Source organism: Halolamina sp. (assembly GCF_036626355.1).
Lineage (GTDB): Archaea > Halobacteriota > Halobacteria > Halobacteriales > Haloferacaceae > Halolamina.
In genome coordinates this window covers 1-19,441 of sequence record NZ_JAZKRY010000057.1, presented here as the reverse complement: position 1 = coordinate 19,441, position 19,441 = coordinate 1, and the positions used below count along the sequence as shown (strand labels likewise).

Sequence of the window (19,441 nt, the reverse complement as noted above, 5' to 3'; positions counted from 1 at the left end):
ACGACGTCAACCAGCTCGAGGGGTTCCTGACGAACAACCTGAAAAGCCTCATCACCATCGTCGTCCGCGTCGGGGGGATGGGCCTCGTGATGTTGCTGCTGAACTGGCGGCTCGCGCTCATCCCCGTGGCCGCCATCCCGGCGCTCGGCTATCTGAGCTACTGGTTCGTCGAGACCATCCACCCGAAGTACCAGGAGGTCCGCAGCACCGTCGGGCAGCTCAACAGCCGGCTGGAGAACAACATCGGCGGTATCGAGACGGTGAAGGCGTTCAGCACCGAGCACTTCGAGACCGACCGGGTCGAGGACTCCTCGCAGAACTATCTCGACGCGCAGTGGGACGCCATCACCACCCGGGTGAAGTTCTTCCCCAGCCTGCAGGCGACGACGGCCGCGGCCTACGTCTCGGTGTTCCTTGTCGGCGGGTGGTGGGTCGTCACCGGCAGCCCGCCCCACCCCTTCTTCGCGGCGGGCGGGGAGACGCTGACCGCCGGGACGCTCGTGCTCTTCCTGAACTACTCGCGGCGCTTCGTCTATCCGATGCGCCAGATGGGCCAGATCATCAACGGCTATCAGTACGCCGAGGCCGCAGCCGAGCGCATCGTTGGCCTGCTCGACGACGAACCACGGGTGACGCAGGCCCCGGGCGGCACGAAACTCGCATCGGTGACGGGCCACGTCGAGTTCGACGACCTGAGCTTCGCCTACAAGGACGAGTCGGGTGAGCCGGCCGAGCAGGTGCTCGAGTCCATCTCCTTCGAAGCCGACCCCGGCGACTACGTCGGCCTCGTCGGGCCGACGGGGGCCGGGAAATCGACGACGATGAAGCTGCTGCTGCGGTTCTACGACCCGGACAGCGGAACGGTTCGTCTCGACGGACACGATATCCGGGAACTCGACCTCACGAGCCTCCGGGAGGCTGTGGGCTACGTGAGCCAGGAGCCGTATCTGTTCTACGGCACCGTCGCCGAGAACATCGCCTACGGCATCCCGGAGGTCGAGGACGACGAGATGCGGGAGGCTGCCCGAACCGCGGGGGCCCACGAGTTCGTCACCGACCTGGAGGACGGCTACGACACGATGGTCGGCGAACGCGGCGTGAAGCTCTCGGGCGGCCAGCGCCAGCGAATCGCACTCGCGCGCACGCTGTTGCGTGATCCGGACGTACTCGTACTCGACGAGGCGACCAGCCACGTCGACAACGAGACGGAGGCGGTGATCCAGGAGAGTCTCGACGCGCTGACAGAGGACCGAACGGTGTTCGCCATCGCCCACCGGCTCTCGACGGTGCGGGACGCCGATACCATCCTCGTGATGGACGACGGCGAGATCGTCGAGCGTGGCGATCACTCGGCGCTCATCGATGTCGACGGGCTCTACGCCAACCTCTGGCACGTGCAGGTCGGTGAGATGGAGGCGCTCCCCGACTCGTTCCTCCAGCGGAGCCTCGAAGCCGACCCCGGCTAGCCAGTCGAATCAGGTCCAGCGATGTGCTGGCCGGAAAGCCTTTGCTTGGAACCTGAAACAGTGGAGGTATGGGCACGTATATGGCCTTGGTCGACGTCACTGACGAAACGGTCCAGAACATCCAGGACCTCGCAACCATCTGGAGCGATCTGACGGGCGATATCGAAGCGCTCGGCGGCGAACTCCTCGACGCCTACGCGATTCTGGGCAAGCACGACTACCTCATCGTCTTCGAGGCCGAGGGCCGTGACGGCGCGTTCCAAACCTCCGTCTCCATCGAGCGCTACGGACTCGACACCCAGACGATGGAGATCATCCCCGTCGAGGAGCTGGGCGGGCTCGTCGACGATATCTAACGAAGTGGGAGTTGCGAGTAGCCTTTTCCCTACAGCGGAGTTAGCTGTTTGTATGCGTCATTTCACACCGGAACACGAGGGAATGGCCGTTGTCGACGCACGCGGCGAGCGACTCGGGCGTCTCGCCGGCATCGAGGACGGCGAAGGACGGCTGGAGCCGAAAACCGGCGTCGAGTCCCGGATGGAGGCAGCGGCCGCCCCGGAGACGGACACGCTCTCGATACTGCCCGAACAGGTGGTCGAGGTCACGAACGACTACATCCGCATCGAACTTGGCGACGAGGAGTAACTGGTCAGATCCCCGCTGGGCCGGAGCGCAGCCACGGGTGTCAGCCATGAACTGGTTGCGCTCGGCCCCCCGGCGGCCGCTGGGACTCCAGGCCGCGTTCCCCGGTGGAGGAACGCTTATTCTCCCGGCGTAGCACCCCCTCCTGTGAACAAATCAGAGCTGTTCGACATCGTGGAGACCGAACGGGGCTGGCTGACCGATCTCTCCCAGTCGATCTGGGCGAACCCGGAGCTCGCGTTCCAGGAGTACGACTCAGCCGAGAAACTGCAGGACGCGCTCCGTGAGGAAGGGTTCGAGGTGGAGACCGGGGTCGCCGGACTCGACACTGCGTTCGTCGCGCGCTACGGTGACGACGACCCCGTCGTCGGAACCATGGGCGAGTTCGACGCGCTGCCGGGGATGAGCCAGGCGGCCACAGCCGAGCGCGAACCGGTCGAGGAGGGCGCGGCAGGCCACGGCTGCGGTCACAACCTGTTCGGCGTCGCGAGCCTCGGCGGCGCTGTCGCTACCAAGCGGGCCATCGAGCGCGGTGACGTCGACGGAACGGTCGTCTACTTCGGCACGCCAGCGGAGGAGGCCGGCGGCGGGAAAGTGTACATGGTCCGCGAGGGCGCCTTCGACGACGTGGATGCGCTCGTCTCGTGGCACCCGGGCTGGAACAACGCCCCGGGGAAGGGCTCCTGTCTCGCAGTCGACTCTTTCTCTTTTGCATTCACGGGCGAGACGGCCCACGCCGCCGCCTCCCCGGAGTCAGGTCGGAGCGCGCTCGACGGCGTCCAGCTGCTCAGCACTGGAATCGAGTACCTGCGCGAACACGTCCCCGAGTCGGCTCGAATCCACTACGTCGTCACCGACGGTGGCCAGGCCGCCAACGTCGTCCCCGGTGAGGCCGAGATGGAATGTCTGGTCCGCGCACCCAGCCGTGACGAGGTCGAGCGCATCTCCGAGCGGGTGACCGACGCCGCGGAGGGTGCGGCGCTGATGTCCGGCACGGAGCTGGACGCCACCAAAACCTCCGGCATGTACGGCGTGCTTCCGAACCACGCACTCGGCGACGCAATCCGCGAGAACATGGCCGAGGCGGAGTTCCCCCTCACCGACGAGCAGGAGCAGTTCGCCACCGAACTGAAGGCGACGCTCGACGACCCCTCCTACGCCCGGGTCCCGTCGGAGCACCAGGAGGAGGCCGCGGAGTCGGCGATGTTCACGAAACCCATCGATGCACCCGACGAGGGCCAGACGGGCTCGTACTCGACGGACTCCGGTGACGTCTCCTGGAACGTGCCGCTGGGACGGTTCAGCGCGGCGACGTGGCCCGCCGGAACGCCGGCACACTCCTGGCAGGCCGTCGCCGCGGGGAAGGAGCTGGGTACCGCGGGGATGGAGTTCGCTGCCAAAACCATCGCCGGCTCGCTCTACGACCTGCTGACCGACGAGGACCTGCTCGCGGCGGCGAACGCGGAGTTCGAGGAGCGCACGGGCGACACCGAGTACGAGTCGCCCCTGCCCGACGACGCCGACCCGTACGAACTGGTCGACCGCTGAGACGGGGCAGCGCCGACGGCGAGACTGCTCCCGTGCGCGCCGAGACGAGACGCTTTTTCGCGTCCACCACCAGAACACGAGTATGCCTGACGATTCGCCCAGCCAGGACGCGGACGTGGAGCTGCCGGATATCGAGGTCAGCGAGGACCACGTCGGCAAGCCGGTGCTCTCCCCGGAGACGATGATCGTCGGCGTCGTCACCGGCGTTTCGAACAACGCCTACACCGTCGACCGGGACGAGGACGCGGACTTCAGCAAGCTCTCGATGGGGCTCGTCTCCTCCGGTGACGGGAAGCTCGCGGTGATGCCCGGCCAGGTCGAGAAGATCACCGAGGACGGGGTCTATCTGAAATAACCTGCCGAGCGGGGCGCCCCGGTTTCGCGACGGTTCGCCAAACAGCAGGGCCGCGAACTCCTCACAGCATCCCGTCGGCGACGACCGTCCGCATGATCTCGTTGGTCCCCTCGTAGATCTGCGGGACCTTGGAGAACCGGAAGAACGTCTCGACGCGGTACTCGTCGAAGAGGCCGTAGCCGCCGTGGAGCTGGACAGCCTCGCTCGCCACGTCCTCCAGCAGCGTCGTTGCAAGGAGTTTCGCCTGCGCGGAGCGCGCCGCGTCGACCTCGCCCTCCCGCTCGAGGTCGCGGGCCACCTCGTAGACGAGTGAGCGGGCTCCACCGAGACGAGTTTCCAGGTCCGCGATTCGGTGTCGAACCGCCTGTTTCTCCGCGATGGGGCCGCCGAACGCCTCGCGCTCCGTGACGTACTCGCCCACGAGGTCCAGCGCGCCGCGTGCAGCGCCGACGCACGCGGCCGCGACGTCGAGCCGCGCCTCGTCGAGGAACGTCATCGCCTGGTAGAAGCCGTCGCCCTCATCGCCGAGCCGATTCTCGACCGGGACGCGCACGTCCGAGAGGTACACCTGCCCGATATCGGTCGCCCCGGGACCCATATACCCCTCCATCGGCGTCTGCTCGACCCCATCGGCGTCCGCCGGGACGACGAACGACGAGAGCCCCCGATGTGGCTCCTCAGGAGAACTCGTCCGGGCGTAGACGAGACTCACGTCCGCGACGCTCCCGTTGCTGATGAACACCTTGTCGCCGTTCAGGACGTACTCGTCGCCGTCTCGCTCCGCCGAGGTCTCGATCGCCGCGAAGTCGGAGCCGGCCCCCGGTTCGGTCATTGCCACGCTCGAAACCACCTCCCCACGGCAGGCGGGGCGGACCCACTCCTCGACCAGGTCCGGGGTGCCGTACTCGATGATCGGCTCACAGCCGAACGTCACGGCGGTCACCGACTCACCGATACCGGGGTCGGCGCGATGGAACTCCTCGTTGAGCAGCAGTGACGAGACGACCCCCAGCCCGGCCCCGCCGACGGATTCGTCGAGACGGGGCGCAAGCAGATCCGCCTCGGCCGCCATCTCGATCAGGTCGCGGGGGTAGCGCCCCGCCTGCTCGTGCTCGACGGCGACCGGTTCGATCTCCGCCTGAGCGAACTCCCGGACGTGGCGCTGGATGAGTCGCTGTTCGTCCGTCAGGTGCATGCGCGCCCATTGCCATACACGTAGGTTATAGCTTCCGCCGGCCAGTGTCGGCTCCGAGGCGTCTCCGGATTTCCGTGACCAGAACGCTTTTCGCTCCGTTCACACGTTGTTTCCCACAGTCGCGTGAGACGCGGTCACACAGATGAACTACCTTGATTTCGTGGAGGCGACCGAGCGTGCATTCCCCGACCAGGTCGCCGTCCGGGAGGGCGAAAAGCGGTGGACGTACGCCGAACTGCTCGACGACGTTCGCGCGGCGGCGAACGTACTCACGACAGCCGGGGTCGAGCCGGGTGACGCGGTGTTGGTCATGCTCCCCAACACGTACCAGTTCGTGACGGCGACGTTGGGCAGCCTCGCGAGACAGGCTGTGGTCGTCCCCATGGATACCCGGTTCGGGCGGCGGGAAGTCGGGGCGCTACTGGACCAGGTCGACCCGGCGGCGGCAGTCGTCAGCGACGCCGCCGGACCCGTTCTCGCGGCCGCTGCTGAGACGAAGGAACTGGCCGTCTTCGGTGAGGATGACGACGAGGAGGGGAACGACGACGGAGGCGGGGACGGCGTCGACGAGGCGACGAACCAGTGGTCCGCGGCGCTCGCAGCCGCGGACGCGTCGTACACGATTCCGGAGACGATGGGAGAACGCGAGGCTGTTGTCCTCCACACGAGCGGTTCGACGGGTGTGCCGAAAGGGGCGGTTCACACCCACGCGAATCTCATCGCAATCAGCGACGCGGCGGCCGTCTCCTACGAGGTGCGGCCGGGGGACGTGTTCCTCGCCGCCATGCCGCTGTATCACTGTACTGGACTGGGGACGATTCTCGGGCCAACGCTGAAGGTGGGCGGCGAACTCCTGCTGGAGGAGTCCTGGGAGCCCGAACGTATCCGTACAGCGATTGCCGAGCACGACGTGGCCCTCTTCTCGGGCGTGCCGACGATGTATCGGGACTGGCTCAGCGGCCCGGAGACCCAAGATGTCGACACCGCGTCGATGCACACGGCCGTCATCGGCGGCGCCGACGTGACGGCATCGCTCATCCGCCGGTCCGAGGAGCTCCTCGGCTGTCCGGTGCTCAACGGCTGGGGAATGACCGAGACGTTCGCCGGCGGGCTCTGGGAGAACCGTCACAGCGAACGGCGGCTCCCGACCGTCGGCGGCCTCGGTGGCCGCCTGTTCGAGGCGAAAATCGTCGACAGGGGGACCGGCGAGGAGTGTCCACCGGGAGAGCCAGGCGAACTGCTCGTTCGGGGCGAGGCGATGATGACCGGCTACCTCGCCCACGACGGAGAGTGGGCAGGTGAGTGGTTCCACACCGGGGATTACGCGCGGCTGGACGAGGGGTTCGTCTCCATCCTCGACCGCGTCGACACCACCATCGTCACGGCGGGTGAGAACGTGTCTCCCCGGGAAATCGAGGCGACAATCGAGGAGCTCTCGGGGGTTCGCGATGCCGTCGTCGTCGGCAAACCCGACGAACGGAAGGGCGAGAAGCCGGTGGCGTTCGTCCTGCGAGACGGCGACGCCGGGCTCAGCGAGCAGGTCGTTAAAGACCACGTCCTCAGCGAACTCGCGGCGTTCAAACACCCCAGGGAGGTGGCGTTCGTCGACGAGTTCCCGCGCAACAGTAGCGGGAAAGTCGACCGTGCGTCGCTTGCGACGCGGCTCTGAACGCTGAGGACAGGGGCGTCCCTCTCCGTGACGTGAGACGCTGGTGTCTCACGGCCCTTCGAGGTCAGCAGAACCCCCACAAGGAGTATTCGACCGGTATATTCAAGCACGGACGGAGAGCACAAGCCGTGAATGGCGACAGCATCTGAGCCACAGCAGATCCGGGCAGGTTCAGCGGGATGGCCACGAGTCGCCGCCGTCCGGGGCGGCGGAGTTCCGGAAACGGGACACCCCGGTGGCCGACAGCAGGCGTTTCCGACCCACAACCTATGAGCACGACAGAGCAACTTCTCACGCTACGCAGGGACCTCCACAGACATCCGGAGCCCGCGTGGTGTGAGTTCTACACGACTGCACGCATCGTCCAGGAGCTACAGCGCATCGGCGTCGACGACCTCTATCTCGGCGAGGAGAGCTACGCCGGGTTCGAGGGCGAGCGCACGTCGGTTCCCGACGCCGAGGAGCTCGACACCTGGCGCTCGCGAGCACGGGCGGCCGGTGCCGACCCCGACATCATCGAGCAGATGGGCGAGGGCTACACCGGCGCGGTGGCCGTCCTCCGAATGGGCGACGGCCCGACCATCGGGCTGCGGACCGACATCGACGGGCTCGAGCGCGAAGAGAGCACGGCTGCCGACCATCTCCCCGCAGCGGAGGGGTTCCGCTCGGCGGTCGAGGGGATGATGCACGCCTGCGGCCACGACGCACACGCGACGTTCGGGGTCGGAACCCTCGCCGCGATCAAGGAGTCCGCGTTCACGGGGACGCTGAAGGTGTTCTTCCAACCGGGGGAGGAGAAGGGCGCCGGCGGCGAGCCGATGGCCAATGGCGGGCATCTCGACGACGTGGACTACCTGTACGCGGTCCACGTTGGCCTCGACGAGCCCACGGGGACGGTCGTCCCCGGCATCTCGGAGTTCCTGGCGGTCTCGGGCGCACGGGCGGATTTCACCGGCGTCGCGGCCCACGCCGGCGGCAAGCCCGAAGCGGGTCGGAACGCGCTGCTGGCGATGTCGACGGCGATCCAGCAGCTCTACGCGATTCCGAGACACCACGACGGGGCGACCCGCGTCGGTGTCGGCCCGGCCAGTGGCGGGTCGGCGTCGAACGTCGTCCCCGAAGAAGCAACTCTGAACTTCGAGGTCCGGGGGGCGTCGATGGAGCTCCACGACCACATGCGGGAGTGGGCCACCCGAGTAATCGAGAGTTCCGCGGCGCTGCACGGCTGTGAGGTCGACCTCCGGTGGGGCGGGAGCCTTCCGACGGCGCCCTCCGACGAGGCGCTGACCCAGGTCATCGACGACGTGGCGACCGTCTCGGGGCGAGTGGGCGATATCCAGTACTTCGATAGCCCTGACGGCAGCGAGGACGCCACGTTCCTCATGCGCGAAGTGCAGGAGACCGGCGGCCTCGCCTGCTACCTCGGTATCGGCAGCGACTCCCCGGGGGGACACCACACGGAGACGTTCGACGTCGACGAAGAGAGCCTCGGAATCGGCGTCGACGTGCTCACCGAGGCGGTGCTCGAAACCGAACGGCGCCAGCCCTGAGGTGGCCGGGCGCAGGCTGCCCCACCGCCGCTGATTCGCCATCGCGGTCGCCTCAACACCCGCAGTTTAAATCCGAGAGCGGCCAAGCTACTCCCAATGAAGCCGACGGAGCTGTCGGGACTCCCTGCCGGCGTCCCGGAGCACCTCGAGGGAGAGGGGATCGAGGAGCTCTACCCGCCACAGGAAGAGGCGGTCCAACGGGGCGTCACCGACGGCGAGAACGTCGTCGCCGCCGTGCCGACCGCCTCGGGGAAGACGCTCATCGCCGAACTCGCGATGCTCTCTGCAGTCCAGCGTGGTGGGACCGCGCTCTACATCGTCCCCCTGCGCGCGCTCGCCAGCGAGAAGAAAGCCGAGTTCGAGCGCTGGGCGGAGTACGGCGTCACGGTCGGCGTCTCGACGGGCAACTACGAATCGGACGGCGAGTGGCTCGGCTCGCGGGACATCGTCGTCGCGACCAGCGAGAAGGTCGACTCGCTCGTCCGGAACGGCGCGCCGTGGGTCGACGACCTCTCCTGTATCGTGAGCGACGAGGTCCACCTCGTCGACGACCGGAACCGCGGGCCGACGCTCGAAGTGACGCTCGCCAAACTCCGGCGCATCAACCCGAACCTCCAGACGGTCGCGCTCTCGGCGACGGTGGGGAATGCGCCCGAGATCGCCGACTGGCTCGACGCCGAACTGGTCGACTCGACCTGGCGCCCGATCGAACTGAAGACGGGCGTCCACTACGGCAACGCCATCAACTTCGCCGACGGCTCACAGCGGGAGGTCCCAGTCGATAGCGGCGGGAAGCAGACGCCCGCGCTCGTCGACGACACCCTGGAGGAGGGCGGCTCGAGCCTCGTCTTCGTCAACTCACGGCGAAACGCCGAATCCGCGGCCTCGCGGCTCGGCGAGGTGACGAAATCCCACCTGAGAGACGATGAGCGCGGCGAACTCCGGGAGCTCGCGACGGCGCTCCGGGACGTCTCCGATACGGCGACCAGCGACGACCTGGCGGACGCAGTCCAGCAGGGCGCCGCATTCCACCATGCTGGCCTGGCGAGCGCACACAGAAATCTCGTCGAGGACGCCTTCCGCGACCGGCTCATCAAGGTCATCGCTGCGACGCCAACGCTCGCCGCGGGCGTCAACACCCCCTCACGCAGAGTCATCGTCCGGGACTGGCGCCGCTACGACCCGGAGTTCGGCGGGATGAAACCCCTCGACACGCTCGAGATCCACCAGATGATGGGGCGAGCGGGCCGGCCCGGCCTGGATCCCTACGGTGAGGCGGTGTTACTGGCCTCGAACAACGATACGATGGACGAGCTGTTCGAGCGCTACGTCTGGGGCGAGCCCGAGCCCGTGCGCTCGAAACTGGCCGCCGAGCCCGCGCTCCGGACGCATCTGCTCGCGACGGTGGCCTCCGGCTTCGCCAACGGCCGAGATGACCTCTTGAACTTCCTCGACAACACGCTCTACGCCATCCAGAGCGCCGGCGACGCCCAGCTGGAGTCGGTGACGGACACGGTGCTCGACTATCTCGAAGTGAACGGGTTCATCGAGCGCGACGGCGACTCGATCACGGCCACGGAGATCGGCCACACCGTCTCCCGGCTCTATCTCGACCCGATGAGCGCCGCCGAGATCATCGACGGCCTGCGCGGCACCGAGGAAGGCGCCAGCCGCGGCGGGGAGTACGGTTCCCGGAGCCAGCTCGAGGGCGATGCCGAGGAATCTGGTGGGTTCGTCACCGGTAACGAACTGCTGGACGAGTCGGACAGAAACAGCGACGAGGAAAGTGCTGCCGACGGCGACGAGAGTACAGACGAGGCGGACGACATCTCCGCCCTCGGGCTCTACCACCTCGTCTCCCGCACGCCGGACATGTACCAGCTCTATCTGAAGTCCGGTGACCGCGAGGAGTACGAGGAGGTGCTGTTCGAGCGCGAGACCGAACTGCTCGGCCGCACCCCCTCGGAGTACGACGACGTGGCGTTCGAGGAGTGGCTGGCCGCGCTCAAAACCGCCAGAATGCTGGAGGACTGGGCGAGCGAGGTCGACGAGGACCGCATGACCGAGCGCTACGGCATCGGACCGGGCGACATCCGCGGGAAGGTCGACACCGCCGAGTGGCTGCTCAACGCCGCCGAGCGCCTGGCCGGCGAACTCGACCGCTCGAACGTCGTCGCCGTTCGCGAGGCGAAAAAACGGGTGGAGGACGGCGTCCGGGAGGAGCTTCTGGACCTCGCGGGCGTCCGGGGTGTCGGGCGCAAGCGTGCCCGCCGGCTCTTCGAGGCGGGGATCGAGACTCGCGCGGATCTGCGCGAGGTGGACAAATCGGTCGTCCTCAGCGCGCTCCGCGGGAAGAAAACCGCCGAGACCGTCCTGGAGAACGTCGGTCGCGAGGACCCCTCGATGGACGGGGTCAGCGCCGACGCCGAAACCAGCCGGGCCGTGCGGGAGGCCGACGCCGACGAGACGGATGGCCAGGCCTCGTTGGGGGACTTCAACTGACCATGCGGCTGCTCGACGGCCACCTGACGGTGGAGGACCTCGACTCGCTTCTTGCCACCCTCGACGATATCGCGGAGGAGACGGGACCCACGGTGCAGGCGTTCGACGCCGACTACGTCGTCTCAGCAGCCCACCTCCAGCGGGCGGTCGAACGCGCTGACCGGGCCATCGCCCGTGGCGAGAACGTCGCCCGCGACCGGGCGGTCGAGATACTCTGCTACGCCGCCGGTCGCCGACAGATTAACCGTGCGCTGGAGATGGGCGTCACTGAGGGGGAGAACCGCGTCGTCGTGCTGGTCGATTCGGCAGCCGGCGACGAGACCGCCGAGGAGGAGGCGATCGCGGCGCTTCGGGAACACGTCGAGGAGGCAGATATGCTCGGAGCCTACGACGAGCCGACGGTCCGAGCGTTCTTCGACGTGACCCAGGCGGAGTTGGCTGCCGTCGAGGGGACGCTCGCGGACGTCGTCCTGGAGCGGGTGGCGTTGTTGGACGTGGAGAAGTAGCGATAGGCATGTCGTGAGATCGCGCCGCTAGCGAGGTGGAGTCGAGAGGAGTAGTTCCACCAGGATTCGAACCTGGGTCGAAGCCCCCAGAAGGCTTCAGGATTGGCCACTACCCTATGGAACTCTGACATATCGCCCACTGCCTGCACTGATGGGCTTCAACTAGTTGAATGCGAGTGAAGGATTTGAGTGTTTCGGAGTAGTGCTCCGCCGAGCGCCGCGCAGTCGGCCGGTTAGGCGTCGTCCTTCTGGGTGAATCTGGCCAGCGGATTCACGAAATGGCGCTTCCGGTGGCAGTTCGCACAGAGAACAATACATTTCTCACACTCCGCCCGCAGTCGGTCCTTCCCGTAGCCGGCAGTCACGAGCTTCGTAAGCGCGTCGTCCTTCTCGCCCGGGTCAGTGTGGTGGAAATCAAGACAGGCAGGATCTGACTCGCCACACTGCACACAGCCCGAGTCCGACTTCAGGTCGTTGAGCCACGAGCGGTGTTTTACACGCCGCCGCAGCGTCCGTTCATTGTTCCACTCCGTGTTTCGGTAATGCCACCGCTGATCAACGCTAAGGTCCTCCCACTGATCACGAATCTCCCCTGAGACCCCCTCAGGCGGTTTTCCTGCCCGTGCCCCCCGTGAAGGGTTGATCTCGAGCCCCGCACGCTCTTTTGCGTTGTTCCACCCTTTGAGGACCCGAATCACAGTTCCTGATGACGGTGTGATCTCGAGGGATTCGTACTCCGCCTTAGTCGGTGGACCGTCGAGTCGTGCAGCAGCCTCACGAAGTGCAGCGAGACACTCCCCCTCGCTCGTCTTGTACGACATTACGGCACCACCGTCCGGGCAAACGCGCTCTCTCTGTCACCACATGTGTGTCCTGTTGGTTGTATCGATATCTCACGGAGCGCAGTTCTGTGTTCGTCGCCCCGCACCTTTCGGGGGCGACAAAATCTCTTGGTCGACGAGATCAGGCTACCTGTGAAATCAGGAGACAGAAACCGATTATGAGCGGGTTTCGAGGGAGGGTATATACGTCATAATCGGGACGATTCCCCGCAAGAGAAAAAAGTACGTGTACGAAACGCGGAGTATGAGAGTGAAGCAGAATCCTGAGAAGCCACGCGAGAACCCCCCATAAAGCCGGTATTCAAGGATATGCGAGTATATAGGTATCAGCCTCCAGCAACGTATTGACGCTCCCAAAACATTCATAATCGGTTTCCGTCTTGCGATTTGGAGTTTGTATCGTGGTGGGCGGGTAGATCTGTCGACGCTTCTTCCTCACGATGATGGGTGTTTGAAGACTGTCGACGACATGAAACCCCTCGAGGGGAGACTCTCCCCACGGGAAACACACAGATTCGTTTGCAGTGCGTTTCGTCGCCGTACTACCGGAGAGATTTTCGGTTATGACTCTTCAAAAACTGCCGTTTCGGCGCGAGAAGCCTGCAATCGGGAGGTAAAACCGATTATGAAGAAGAGTCAACGCAAAAGTCAGTCTCACAATACAATCTTTGATGGAATCTGGGAACCGGTCGGTCGTTCTTAGCACCGGAACCACCACCTACTTGCCGGCCACACCCCCAGATTCAATTATGTACATCGGCCGGTTCCTCGTCGTCGCGCCGGGGCTCGCAGCCTACCGCGTCTCCTCGCGTTCGTTCCCGAACCGCAAGACCGTCGAGCGCGACGGCGCCATCACCGTCCTCCCTACGGCGGACGCCGAACCAACGGACAACCCGTACGTGTCCTACAACTGTATCCAGGAAGTGGATTCAGACACTGCCGTCATCGGGAACGGCTCCCACGTCGACCCCATCGCCGAGAAACTCGGGCTCGGCTATCCGGCTCGTGACGCGCTCGCGGCGTCGCTACTGGCGCTCGACTTCGAGAAGGACGACTACGACACGCCCCGGATCGCCGCCGTCGTCGGCGCCGAGTCGGCGTTCATTGGGACGGTCCGTCGCGACGCGCTGCTGGTCCACGAGGTCGACGAGCCCACACTCGTCGCCACCTACGAAAAGGACAGTCCCGAGCCGTTCAGCTTCGAGAACGAGCCAGAAGGGCCCAACGAGGCTGCACGGGCGCTTTACGACCTCGACTTCGAGCACCCGGTCTGTGCGGCGGGCGTGACTGTCGACGCCGAGGGCGTGGAGACAGCGGTGTACAACGAGCAGTAAGCCGGCGCCGCCAGGAAGTCCAGGCGCTGTTTTCTCGTCTTCGGGGGTCGTCTCCACGACAGGGCTCCAAGGGCCCAGTCACACACTTACGCCAGGACAACATAGATGGTACTAATGAGCACGACTGTCGGAATCGTCACGGTCGGTGATGAACTGCTGTCCGGTGACGTCGAGAACACGAATGCGGCGTGGATCGCTACTCAACTCACCGAGCGAGGCCTCGACGTCCGGGAAATTCGCGTCATCCCGGACGAGACGGCGACCATCGAGGCGACCGTCTCCGAACTCGGCCAAGCGCACACCTTCGTCGTGATGACCGGGGGGTTGGGGTCGACCCCCGACGACGTGACCGTCAGGGGCGTGGCACGAGCACTCGACCAGCCCCTGGAGGCCAACGACACGGCTCGGGAACTCGTCGAGGCTGCCGTCGCCGAGATCCACGAGGAGTATCCCGAGTTCCAACACGATATCGACGCCGCGAGCCAGTATCCGTCGGGAGCGCGCATCATCCCGAACGAGGTCGGGATTTCGCCGGGCTGTGTCTGCGGGAACGTCTACGTCCTTCCGGGGATTCCAGACGAGATGAAGGCCGTCTTCGGGGAGGTCACGGAGGATTTCAGCGGCGATATCGCGTCACGGTCGCTCTACACCGAAACCGCCGAGAGCCATCTGAACAGGGTGCTCAACGAAGTCGCCGAGCGGTTCAGCGTGCGCGTCGGCTGCTACCCAATCGACGAACGAAAACGCGTTCGCCTCGCGAGCGAGGACACGACGGCCCTCGCCGAGGCCTCCGAGTGGCTCTCGGACCAACCGGAGTTCGCGGCCCCGGTCGGCGAGCCCGACGGAGCGAGCGAATGACCGCGGGGACTGGGCGCTATCTTCAAGTGAGTTAACTTATTACCGGTTGACATGGACCTCTCCGAGCCCGGTGACATCCAGTCGCTCTCGGTGCCGAACCGGGGGGTGTTCCGGCCAGTCCGCACCCGATTCGTCGACGACGGCCAGCCGACTGACGAGCTCGCAGCGCACCTGCGTGCACGCGCGGCCGGCGGGGCAGGCCTCGTCGTCGGGCCGGCACAGATGCTGGTCCACCCCTCAGCGAGCGGGCCGACATTCATCGACGCCTACGACGAGGACGCCGTTCGGGGGCTGGCGAGCGTCGCCGAAGCGGTCCACGACCACGATAGCCGAATCATCGGCCAACTCACCCACACCGGCGCCGAGTCCCGTGGGGACTGGGAGATGCAGCCACAGCTCGCCCCCTCTGCGTCGCCGTCCGACGCGGCCTACGAGATGCCGAAGACGATGAGCCAGTCGGATATCGAGGCCGTACTCGACGGGTTCGCCACCGCAACGGCGAACCTCGAGCGGGCGGGCTTCGACGGCGTCGAGCTGGCCGCCGGGCCGTTCGCCGTCCTCCGACAGTTCCTCTCGCCACGCTACAACGCACGGGGCGACGACTACGGCGGCGACTGGGCCGCCCGGGCTCGGTTCGTCAACGAGGCACTGGACGCCGTCTCGGACCGCGTCGACGGCCCGGTCGGACTCCACCTCTCGCTGGCCGAACTGGAGTACGGCGGCTACGAGTTCGGCGACGTGCCGGAGATCCTCGACGCCGTTTCGGGGTTCGACTATCTCTCCTGTACGGTCGGCAGCCACGCGACGTACACCCAGACCCACGCCGGCGTCTCCACGCAGGCCCCCGACCTGCTCGACCCGATTGGGACCGCCGCCGAGGCCGTCGACACCCCTGTCATGGGCCGGCTCCCGTTCACCAGCCTGGCCGACACCGAGGCGCTGTTCGATGCCGGCGCCGACTTCGTGAGTTTCACCCGGCAGCTCCTGGCCGACGCGGAGACGCTTTCGAAGGCCGCCACCGACGAGCGTTCCGACCGCTGTATCCAGTGTAACCAGAAATGTCTGGAAGCTGTCTACGGGCACGCCCACGGCGGCCACGTCGAGTGCGTCGTCAACCCGCGGACCGGCCGCGAGGCGGAGCTTCCCCCGCTATCGGAGCTGGAACCCGCCGCGCTCCCGGAGCGCATCCTCGTCGTCGGCGGCGGGCCCGCGGGGCTTCGGTTCGCCGCAGTTGCGGCCAGCCGCGGGCACGACGTGACGCTCCGAGAAGCGAGTGACCGGCTGGGCGGGCAGCTCACACTGGCCTCGCAGGGGCCGCTCGAACCGTTCGAGCGCGCCAGAGAGGACCTGGAAGCCGCTGCCCGCGAGGCCGGCGTCGACATCGAACTGGAGTCAGCGGTCACCGCCGAGAGCGTCGAGCGGTCCTGGGATTCCATCGTCGTCGCGACGGGCGCAACCAGACCTGCCGTGGCCAGCGAGCGGTTCGCGGGGGCGGTCGTCGACGCGTTCGACGTGCTCGAGGGCGCAGCGGTCGGCGAGAAGGTGTTACTGTTCGACGAGAACCGCTGGGTTATCACCATCCAGACCGGCCTCGCACTGCTCGAACGCGATGTGTCCCTGGAGATGGTGAGCAGCGACCACTACCCCGGGTTCCGGACCGAACAGCCGAACCTCCCGGGCTTCGTCGCCGCGCTCCAGGCACAGGGCGCCGAGTTCACCGGGAACCACACGGTCGACACCGTCGCGGCGGACGGGAAAGTCACGCTCAGAAACACGCTCACGGGCGATACCCAAACCCGCGACCCGGACACCGTCGTCGTCGCCGGCCGCCGACAGGCCGACGAGGGTCTCTATCTCGAACTCGACGAACAGCGCGACGGCGTCTACCGGGTCGGGGACGCCGTCTCACCGCGGAAACTCGACCGCGCGTACTACGACGGGGAGCTGCTCGCCCGCCGGCTGTAGTCACGGACGTCGGCTCCTCGCTGGGTTCCGGAGCGTCCAGAGCACCACATCAGGAGAGTTTGCGATACAGCCATTCCATCAGGCCCGTCGGGACCACGCGGTCGGCGAGGACGGCAAAGTGCGCGTCCCGGCCGACGAGATACCGGCGCTGTGGGTCCTCGGCAACCGCAGCGCCGTAGATGACCTCGGCGACCCGTGCAGGCGCCAATCCGGTTCGTTCGGAGAGACGCTGTGCGGTGTCGACGACGCGCCGGAGACGGTCGTACTCGGGTCGGGCAGCAGTTCGGTCCTGCGTCTCCTGCAGGCGGTCGACGAACGACGTCCGGACACCTCCGGGTTCGACGAGCACGACGTCGACGGGCTGTCCAGCCACCTCCGCCCTGAGCGCGTCGCTGACGGCTTCGAGCGCGTGTTTCGACCCGGCGTACGCCCCGCGCATCGGGAACGTGACGCGGCCGAGCAGGCTGGAGACGTTCACGACCGTTCCCCCACCGGTCGCTCGCATATTAGGGAGGACCGCCTGTGCGAGTCGGACGGGCCCGAACACGTTGACCTCGAACTGCTGGCGGAGCCGGTCGATGGGGATCTCCTCGATTGCGCCCGCCTGTCCGAAGCCGGCGTTGTTCACGAGGCAGTCGAGACGGTTGTCGCGCTCGATCAACGCATCGACGACAGCCGATATCTGTTGCTCCTCGGTGACATCCAGTGCGGCCGTTCGGCAGCCGGCCTCTCCCAGGTCGGCGATGTCGTCTGGGTCACGGCTGGTCGCCCAGACGCGCCAGCCCTCACTGTGGAACCGGCGTGCGGTTGCGCGACCGATGCCTGAGGAACAGCCGGTGATGAGGACGACTGGTGCTGGTTCCTGTGCCATCGTTATTTTGCGAGCATGCCCGCGTCGACGGCCGCCGCGACGGCCGCTTCGTCCCGGACGTCCGCGTGCACGGACAGGGCGCGGCCGCCGGCTTCCTCGACGAGACGTGCCGTCGTCGCCAGATCGGCCGCCGAGGCGAGCGGGTACTGCGACGTCTCGATACCGCGGCTTACCCCGGTAACGACCACGTCTGCGCCGTGTTCGGCGTATTTCAGCGCGTGGGACCGCCCCTGCCCACGGCCGGCGCCCGTGACGAACGCCACCTGCCCGTCGAAATCGTATGTCGGCACAGTCGTGTGGGTTAGTGTCACGGGTAGAACTACTTTGTGGTGGGGCGAACACGCCTCGTTCGATAGCTCCCAAGTAACTTTGTCTGTCAATCGTTACCACGTAGTGTATGATCGTGCTACACGCGGTATTCCCGGTCGATCCGGCCCAACGCGACGAGGCGCTCGCACACATCGAAACGCTCGTCGAGGAATCGAACACGGAGGACGGGATGATCGAGTACCGCGCCGCCGTCGATGTCCAGGACGAGAACACGATTCGGTTCTTCGAGCAGTACGAGGATGCCGAGGCGTTCGAGGCCCACAGCGAGACCGACCATTACCAGACGTTCGAGGAGGAACTTCCCGACCTGCTGGCAGGCGAACCGGAGGTGATGCAGTTCGAGGTGAGCGAGGCGAGGGAACTGGAGCTGTAGCCGATTCTGGTTGGGAACGCCATCCAACTGCGTGCTGGTTGGGGATCCCATCCACCCTCGTGGTTGAACAGTCGTTCGTGGCTGGAACGGCTCCCAGCCGCCCCTGACAGTTATTAAACCTGTTTTCTAATGATGAGGTATGGCAACAGTTCAGGAAATGGCGATGTTTGCTGTTGTTGGACTGTTCGGCACGAACGCGATCCCCCATTTCGTCCGGGGCATTACCGGGGAGGAGCATATGACGCCGTTCGGGTCGGAGTCGAGCGCGGTGGTGAACGTGCTCTGGGGGAGTGTGAACGCAGCCGTCGCCGGGGTTCTGGCGTGGGTGTACCGCGACGCCGTCGACGCGAGTACGCTCGCTGTTGCCTTCGTGGCGGGCGTTGCACTGGCAGTCGGACTGGCGTCGTACTGGAGCACGGAGAACCCGACGTTGCCCTGGGAGTGACACGGGTCAGCCGAGTCGCCGTCTCGCTGCCCGATCGTGGGGAAAAGAAAACGGCGGCCACCACCCGCTACTTCGAGGAGAACCCGGCATCGACCGGGAGGGCGATTCCGGTGACGTAGCGGGCGGCGTCGCTCGAGAGCCACATGTACGCCTCGCTGATGTCGCGTGGCTCCATCCCGGGATCTTCGAGGTCGAAGATGTTGAACGGGCCGGAGAGCTCACCGATCTCGGCGAGCATCTCCTCGCCGTACGCTTCCGTCATCCCCGAGACCATAGGCGTGTTGACGACGGTGGGGCAGACCGCGTTGACGTTGACATCGTACTCTGCGAGTTCGAGCGCCAGTGTCTTCGTCAATCCGATGACGCCGTGTTTCGCGGCCACGTAGTGTCCGGCAGAGGGGCTTCCGACCAGCCCTGCAGTCGAGGAGGTAGAGACGATCTTGCCGCCGTCACCGCGCTCGATGAAGTGCTGGCCGACGTGCTTGGCAGAGAGCCAGACCCCTTTCAGGTTGGTGTCGATCATCGCGTCCCACTGCTCCTCGGTCATCTCCGTCATATCGGCCGCGGTGAAGATACCCGCGTTGTTGGCGAGGATATCGATGCGACCGAACTCGTCGACGGCCCGTTCGACGGCAGGCTCGACGTCCAGCTCGTCCCGGACGTCCATCTCGATTGCGAGCGCCTCCTGGCCCTCGTCCTCGACGAGGCTCGCCGTCTTCTCCAGTTCGTCGCTGGATCCGAGTCCGTACGGAACGGTGTCTACGTCCCGACTGATGTCGGTGACGACCACGTCGGCACCGTGTTTCGCATAGTGCTGTGCGTGCGAACGCCCCTGGCCGTGTGCGGCGCCGGTGACGAACGCCACCTGGCCGCTGAAGTCGTACTCTGGCATGGTTATTTCGCGAGCATCCCGGCGTCGACCGGCAGTCCGATTCCGGTGACGTAGCGTGCGGCGTCGCTCGAGAGCCACATGTACGCCTCGCTGATGTC

At 66.1% G+C, this 19,441-nt stretch carries 19 protein-coding genes and 1 tRNA gene; 14 read left to right on the top strand and 6 right to left on the bottom strand.

The genetic code is table 11. The features are described 5' to 3' along the window. The 5 genes from V5A38_RS10110 to V5A38_RS10090 all read left to right on the top strand — a co-directional run. The coding region (locus V5A38_RS10110) for an ABC transporter ATP-binding protein (protein WP_332325640.1) at positions 1 to 1,466 on the top strand (1,466 nt) is incomplete at its 5' end. A gap of 68 nt (positions 1,467 to 1,534) precedes the next feature. Further along, positions 1,535 to 1,822 carry a GYD domain-containing protein gene (locus V5A38_RS10105; protein WP_332325639.1) on the top strand — a complete coding sequence of 96 codons (288 nt, stop codon included), beginning with the start codon at positions 1,535 to 1,537 and terminating at the stop codon, positions 1,820 to 1,822. A 52-nt stretch (positions 1,823 to 1,874) separates the two neighbouring features. Next, positions 1,875 to 2,111: a hypothetical protein gene (locus V5A38_RS10100; RefSeq protein ID WP_332325638.1), complete on the top strand. Its 237-nt coding sequence runs from the start codon at positions 1,875 to 1,877 to the stop codon at positions 2,109 to 2,111. Positions 2,112 to 2,255: 144 nt separating this feature from the next. After that, positions 2,256 to 3,656 (top strand): amidohydrolase, encoded by a 1,401-nt coding sequence (locus V5A38_RS10095; protein WP_332325637.1) that lies wholly within the window; start codon positions 2,256 to 2,258, stop codon positions 3,654 to 3,656. 82 nt (positions 3,657 to 3,738) lie between these two features. Further along, positions 3,739 to 4,011: a hypothetical protein gene (locus tag V5A38_RS10090; protein ID WP_332325636.1), complete on the top strand. Its 273-nt coding sequence runs from the start codon at positions 3,739 to 3,741 to the stop codon at positions 4,009 to 4,011. Positions 4,012 to 4,072: 61 nt separating this feature from the next. On the opposite strand, the gene V5A38_RS10085 is transcribed toward V5A38_RS10090, so the two are convergent. Beyond that, positions 4,073 to 5,206 carry an acyl-CoA dehydrogenase family protein gene (locus V5A38_RS10085; protein ID WP_332325635.1) on the bottom strand — a complete coding sequence of 378 codons (1,134 nt, stop codon included), beginning with the start codon at positions 5,204 to 5,206 and terminating at the stop codon, positions 4,073 to 4,075. Positions 5,207 to 5,348: 142 nt separating this feature from the next. Here V5A38_RS10085 and V5A38_RS10080 point away from each other — a divergent pair, with 142 nt between their 5' ends. The 4 genes from V5A38_RS10080 (at position 5,349) to cgi121 (ending at position 11,433) form a co-directional block, all read left to right on the top strand. After that, positions 5,349 to 6,875, top strand: coding sequence for a class I adenylate-forming enzyme family protein (locus V5A38_RS10080; RefSeq protein WP_332325634.1), 1,527 nt, complete (start codon positions 5,349 to 5,351; stop codon positions 6,873 to 6,875). A gap of 269 nt (positions 6,876 to 7,144) precedes the next feature. After that, positions 7,145 to 8,425 (top strand): amidohydrolase, encoded by a 1,281-nt coding sequence (locus V5A38_RS10075; protein ID WP_332325633.1) that lies wholly within the window; start codon positions 7,145 to 7,147, stop codon positions 8,423 to 8,425. 96 nt (positions 8,426 to 8,521) lie between these two features. Next, the gene (locus tag V5A38_RS10070) at positions 8,522 to 10,927 is read left to right on the top strand and encodes an ATP-dependent DNA helicase (RefSeq protein WP_332325632.1); all 2,406 of its coding nucleotides are present in this window, start codon (positions 8,522 to 8,524) and stop codon (positions 10,925 to 10,927) included. A gap of 2 nt (positions 10,928 to 10,929) precedes the next feature. Beyond that, positions 10,930 to 11,433, top strand: coding sequence for a KEOPS complex subunit Cgi121 (cgi121, locus tag V5A38_RS10065; RefSeq protein WP_332325631.1), 504 nt, complete (start codon positions 10,930 to 10,932; stop codon positions 11,431 to 11,433). Between the two features lie 51 nt (positions 11,434 to 11,484). Here cgi121 and V5A38_RS10060 read toward each other — a convergent pair. Both V5A38_RS10060 and V5A38_RS10055 read right to left on the bottom strand, forming a co-directional pair. Then, positions 11,485 to 11,557: transfer RNA gene (locus V5A38_RS10060), tRNA-Gln, on the bottom strand. Positions 11,558 to 11,666: 109 nt separating this feature from the next. Continuing rightward, complete coding sequence (locus V5A38_RS10055; protein ID WP_332325630.1) at positions 11,667 to 12,254, bottom strand: HNH endonuclease; 588 nt, start codon at positions 12,252 to 12,254, stop codon at positions 11,667 to 11,669. 770 nt (positions 12,255 to 13,024) lie between these two features. Between V5A38_RS10055 and V5A38_RS10050 the strand changes: the two genes are divergently transcribed. From V5A38_RS10050 to V5A38_RS10040, 3 genes are all read left to right on the top strand, one after another. Beyond that, positions 13,025 to 13,609 (top strand): IMP cyclohydrolase, encoded by a 585-nt coding sequence (locus tag V5A38_RS10050; protein ID WP_332325629.1) that lies wholly within the window; start codon positions 13,025 to 13,027, stop codon positions 13,607 to 13,609. Between the two features lie 114 nt (positions 13,610 to 13,723). Continuing rightward, the gene (locus V5A38_RS10045; RefSeq protein WP_332325628.1) at positions 13,724 to 14,467 is read left to right on the top strand and encodes a competence/damage-inducible protein A; all 744 of its coding nucleotides are present in this window, start codon (positions 13,724 to 13,726) and stop codon (positions 14,465 to 14,467) included. Positions 14,468 to 14,518: 51 nt separating this feature from the next. Then, complete coding sequence (locus V5A38_RS10040) at positions 14,519 to 16,432, top strand: FAD-dependent oxidoreductase (RefSeq protein WP_332325627.1); 1,914 nt, start codon at positions 14,519 to 14,521, stop codon at positions 16,430 to 16,432. Between the two features lie 49 nt (positions 16,433 to 16,481). On the opposite strand, the gene V5A38_RS10035 is transcribed toward V5A38_RS10040, so the two are convergent. Together V5A38_RS10035 and V5A38_RS10030 are read right to left on the bottom strand one after the other, a co-directional pair. Continuing rightward, entirely contained in the window at positions 16,482 to 17,303 is an 822-nt protein-coding gene (locus V5A38_RS10035; RefSeq protein WP_332325626.1) for an SDR family oxidoreductase, read from the bottom strand. 2 nt (positions 17,304 to 17,305) lie between these two features. After that, entirely contained in the window at positions 17,306 to 17,593 is a 288-nt protein-coding gene (locus tag V5A38_RS10030) for an SDR family NAD(P)-dependent oxidoreductase (protein ID WP_332325625.1), read from the bottom strand. Between the two features lie 107 nt (positions 17,594 to 17,700). Here V5A38_RS10030 and V5A38_RS10025 point away from each other — a divergent pair, with 107 nt between their 5' ends. Together V5A38_RS10025 and V5A38_RS10020 are read left to right on the top strand one after the other, a co-directional pair. Further along, entirely contained in the window at positions 17,701 to 18,006 is a 306-nt protein-coding gene (locus V5A38_RS10025; RefSeq protein WP_332325624.1) for a putative quinol monooxygenase, read from the top strand. Positions 18,007 to 18,145: 139 nt separating this feature from the next. Continuing rightward, entirely contained in the window at positions 18,146 to 18,451 is a 306-nt protein-coding gene (locus tag V5A38_RS10020) for a hypothetical protein (RefSeq protein WP_332325623.1), read from the top strand. 67 nt (positions 18,452 to 18,518) lie between these two features. On the opposite strand, the gene V5A38_RS10015 is transcribed toward V5A38_RS10020, so the two are convergent. Next, positions 18,519 to 19,343 (bottom strand): mycofactocin-coupled SDR family oxidoreductase, encoded by an 825-nt coding sequence (locus V5A38_RS10015; protein ID WP_332325622.1) that lies wholly within the window; start codon positions 19,341 to 19,343, stop codon positions 18,519 to 18,521. Positions 19,344 to 19,441 lie beyond the last annotated feature (98 nt).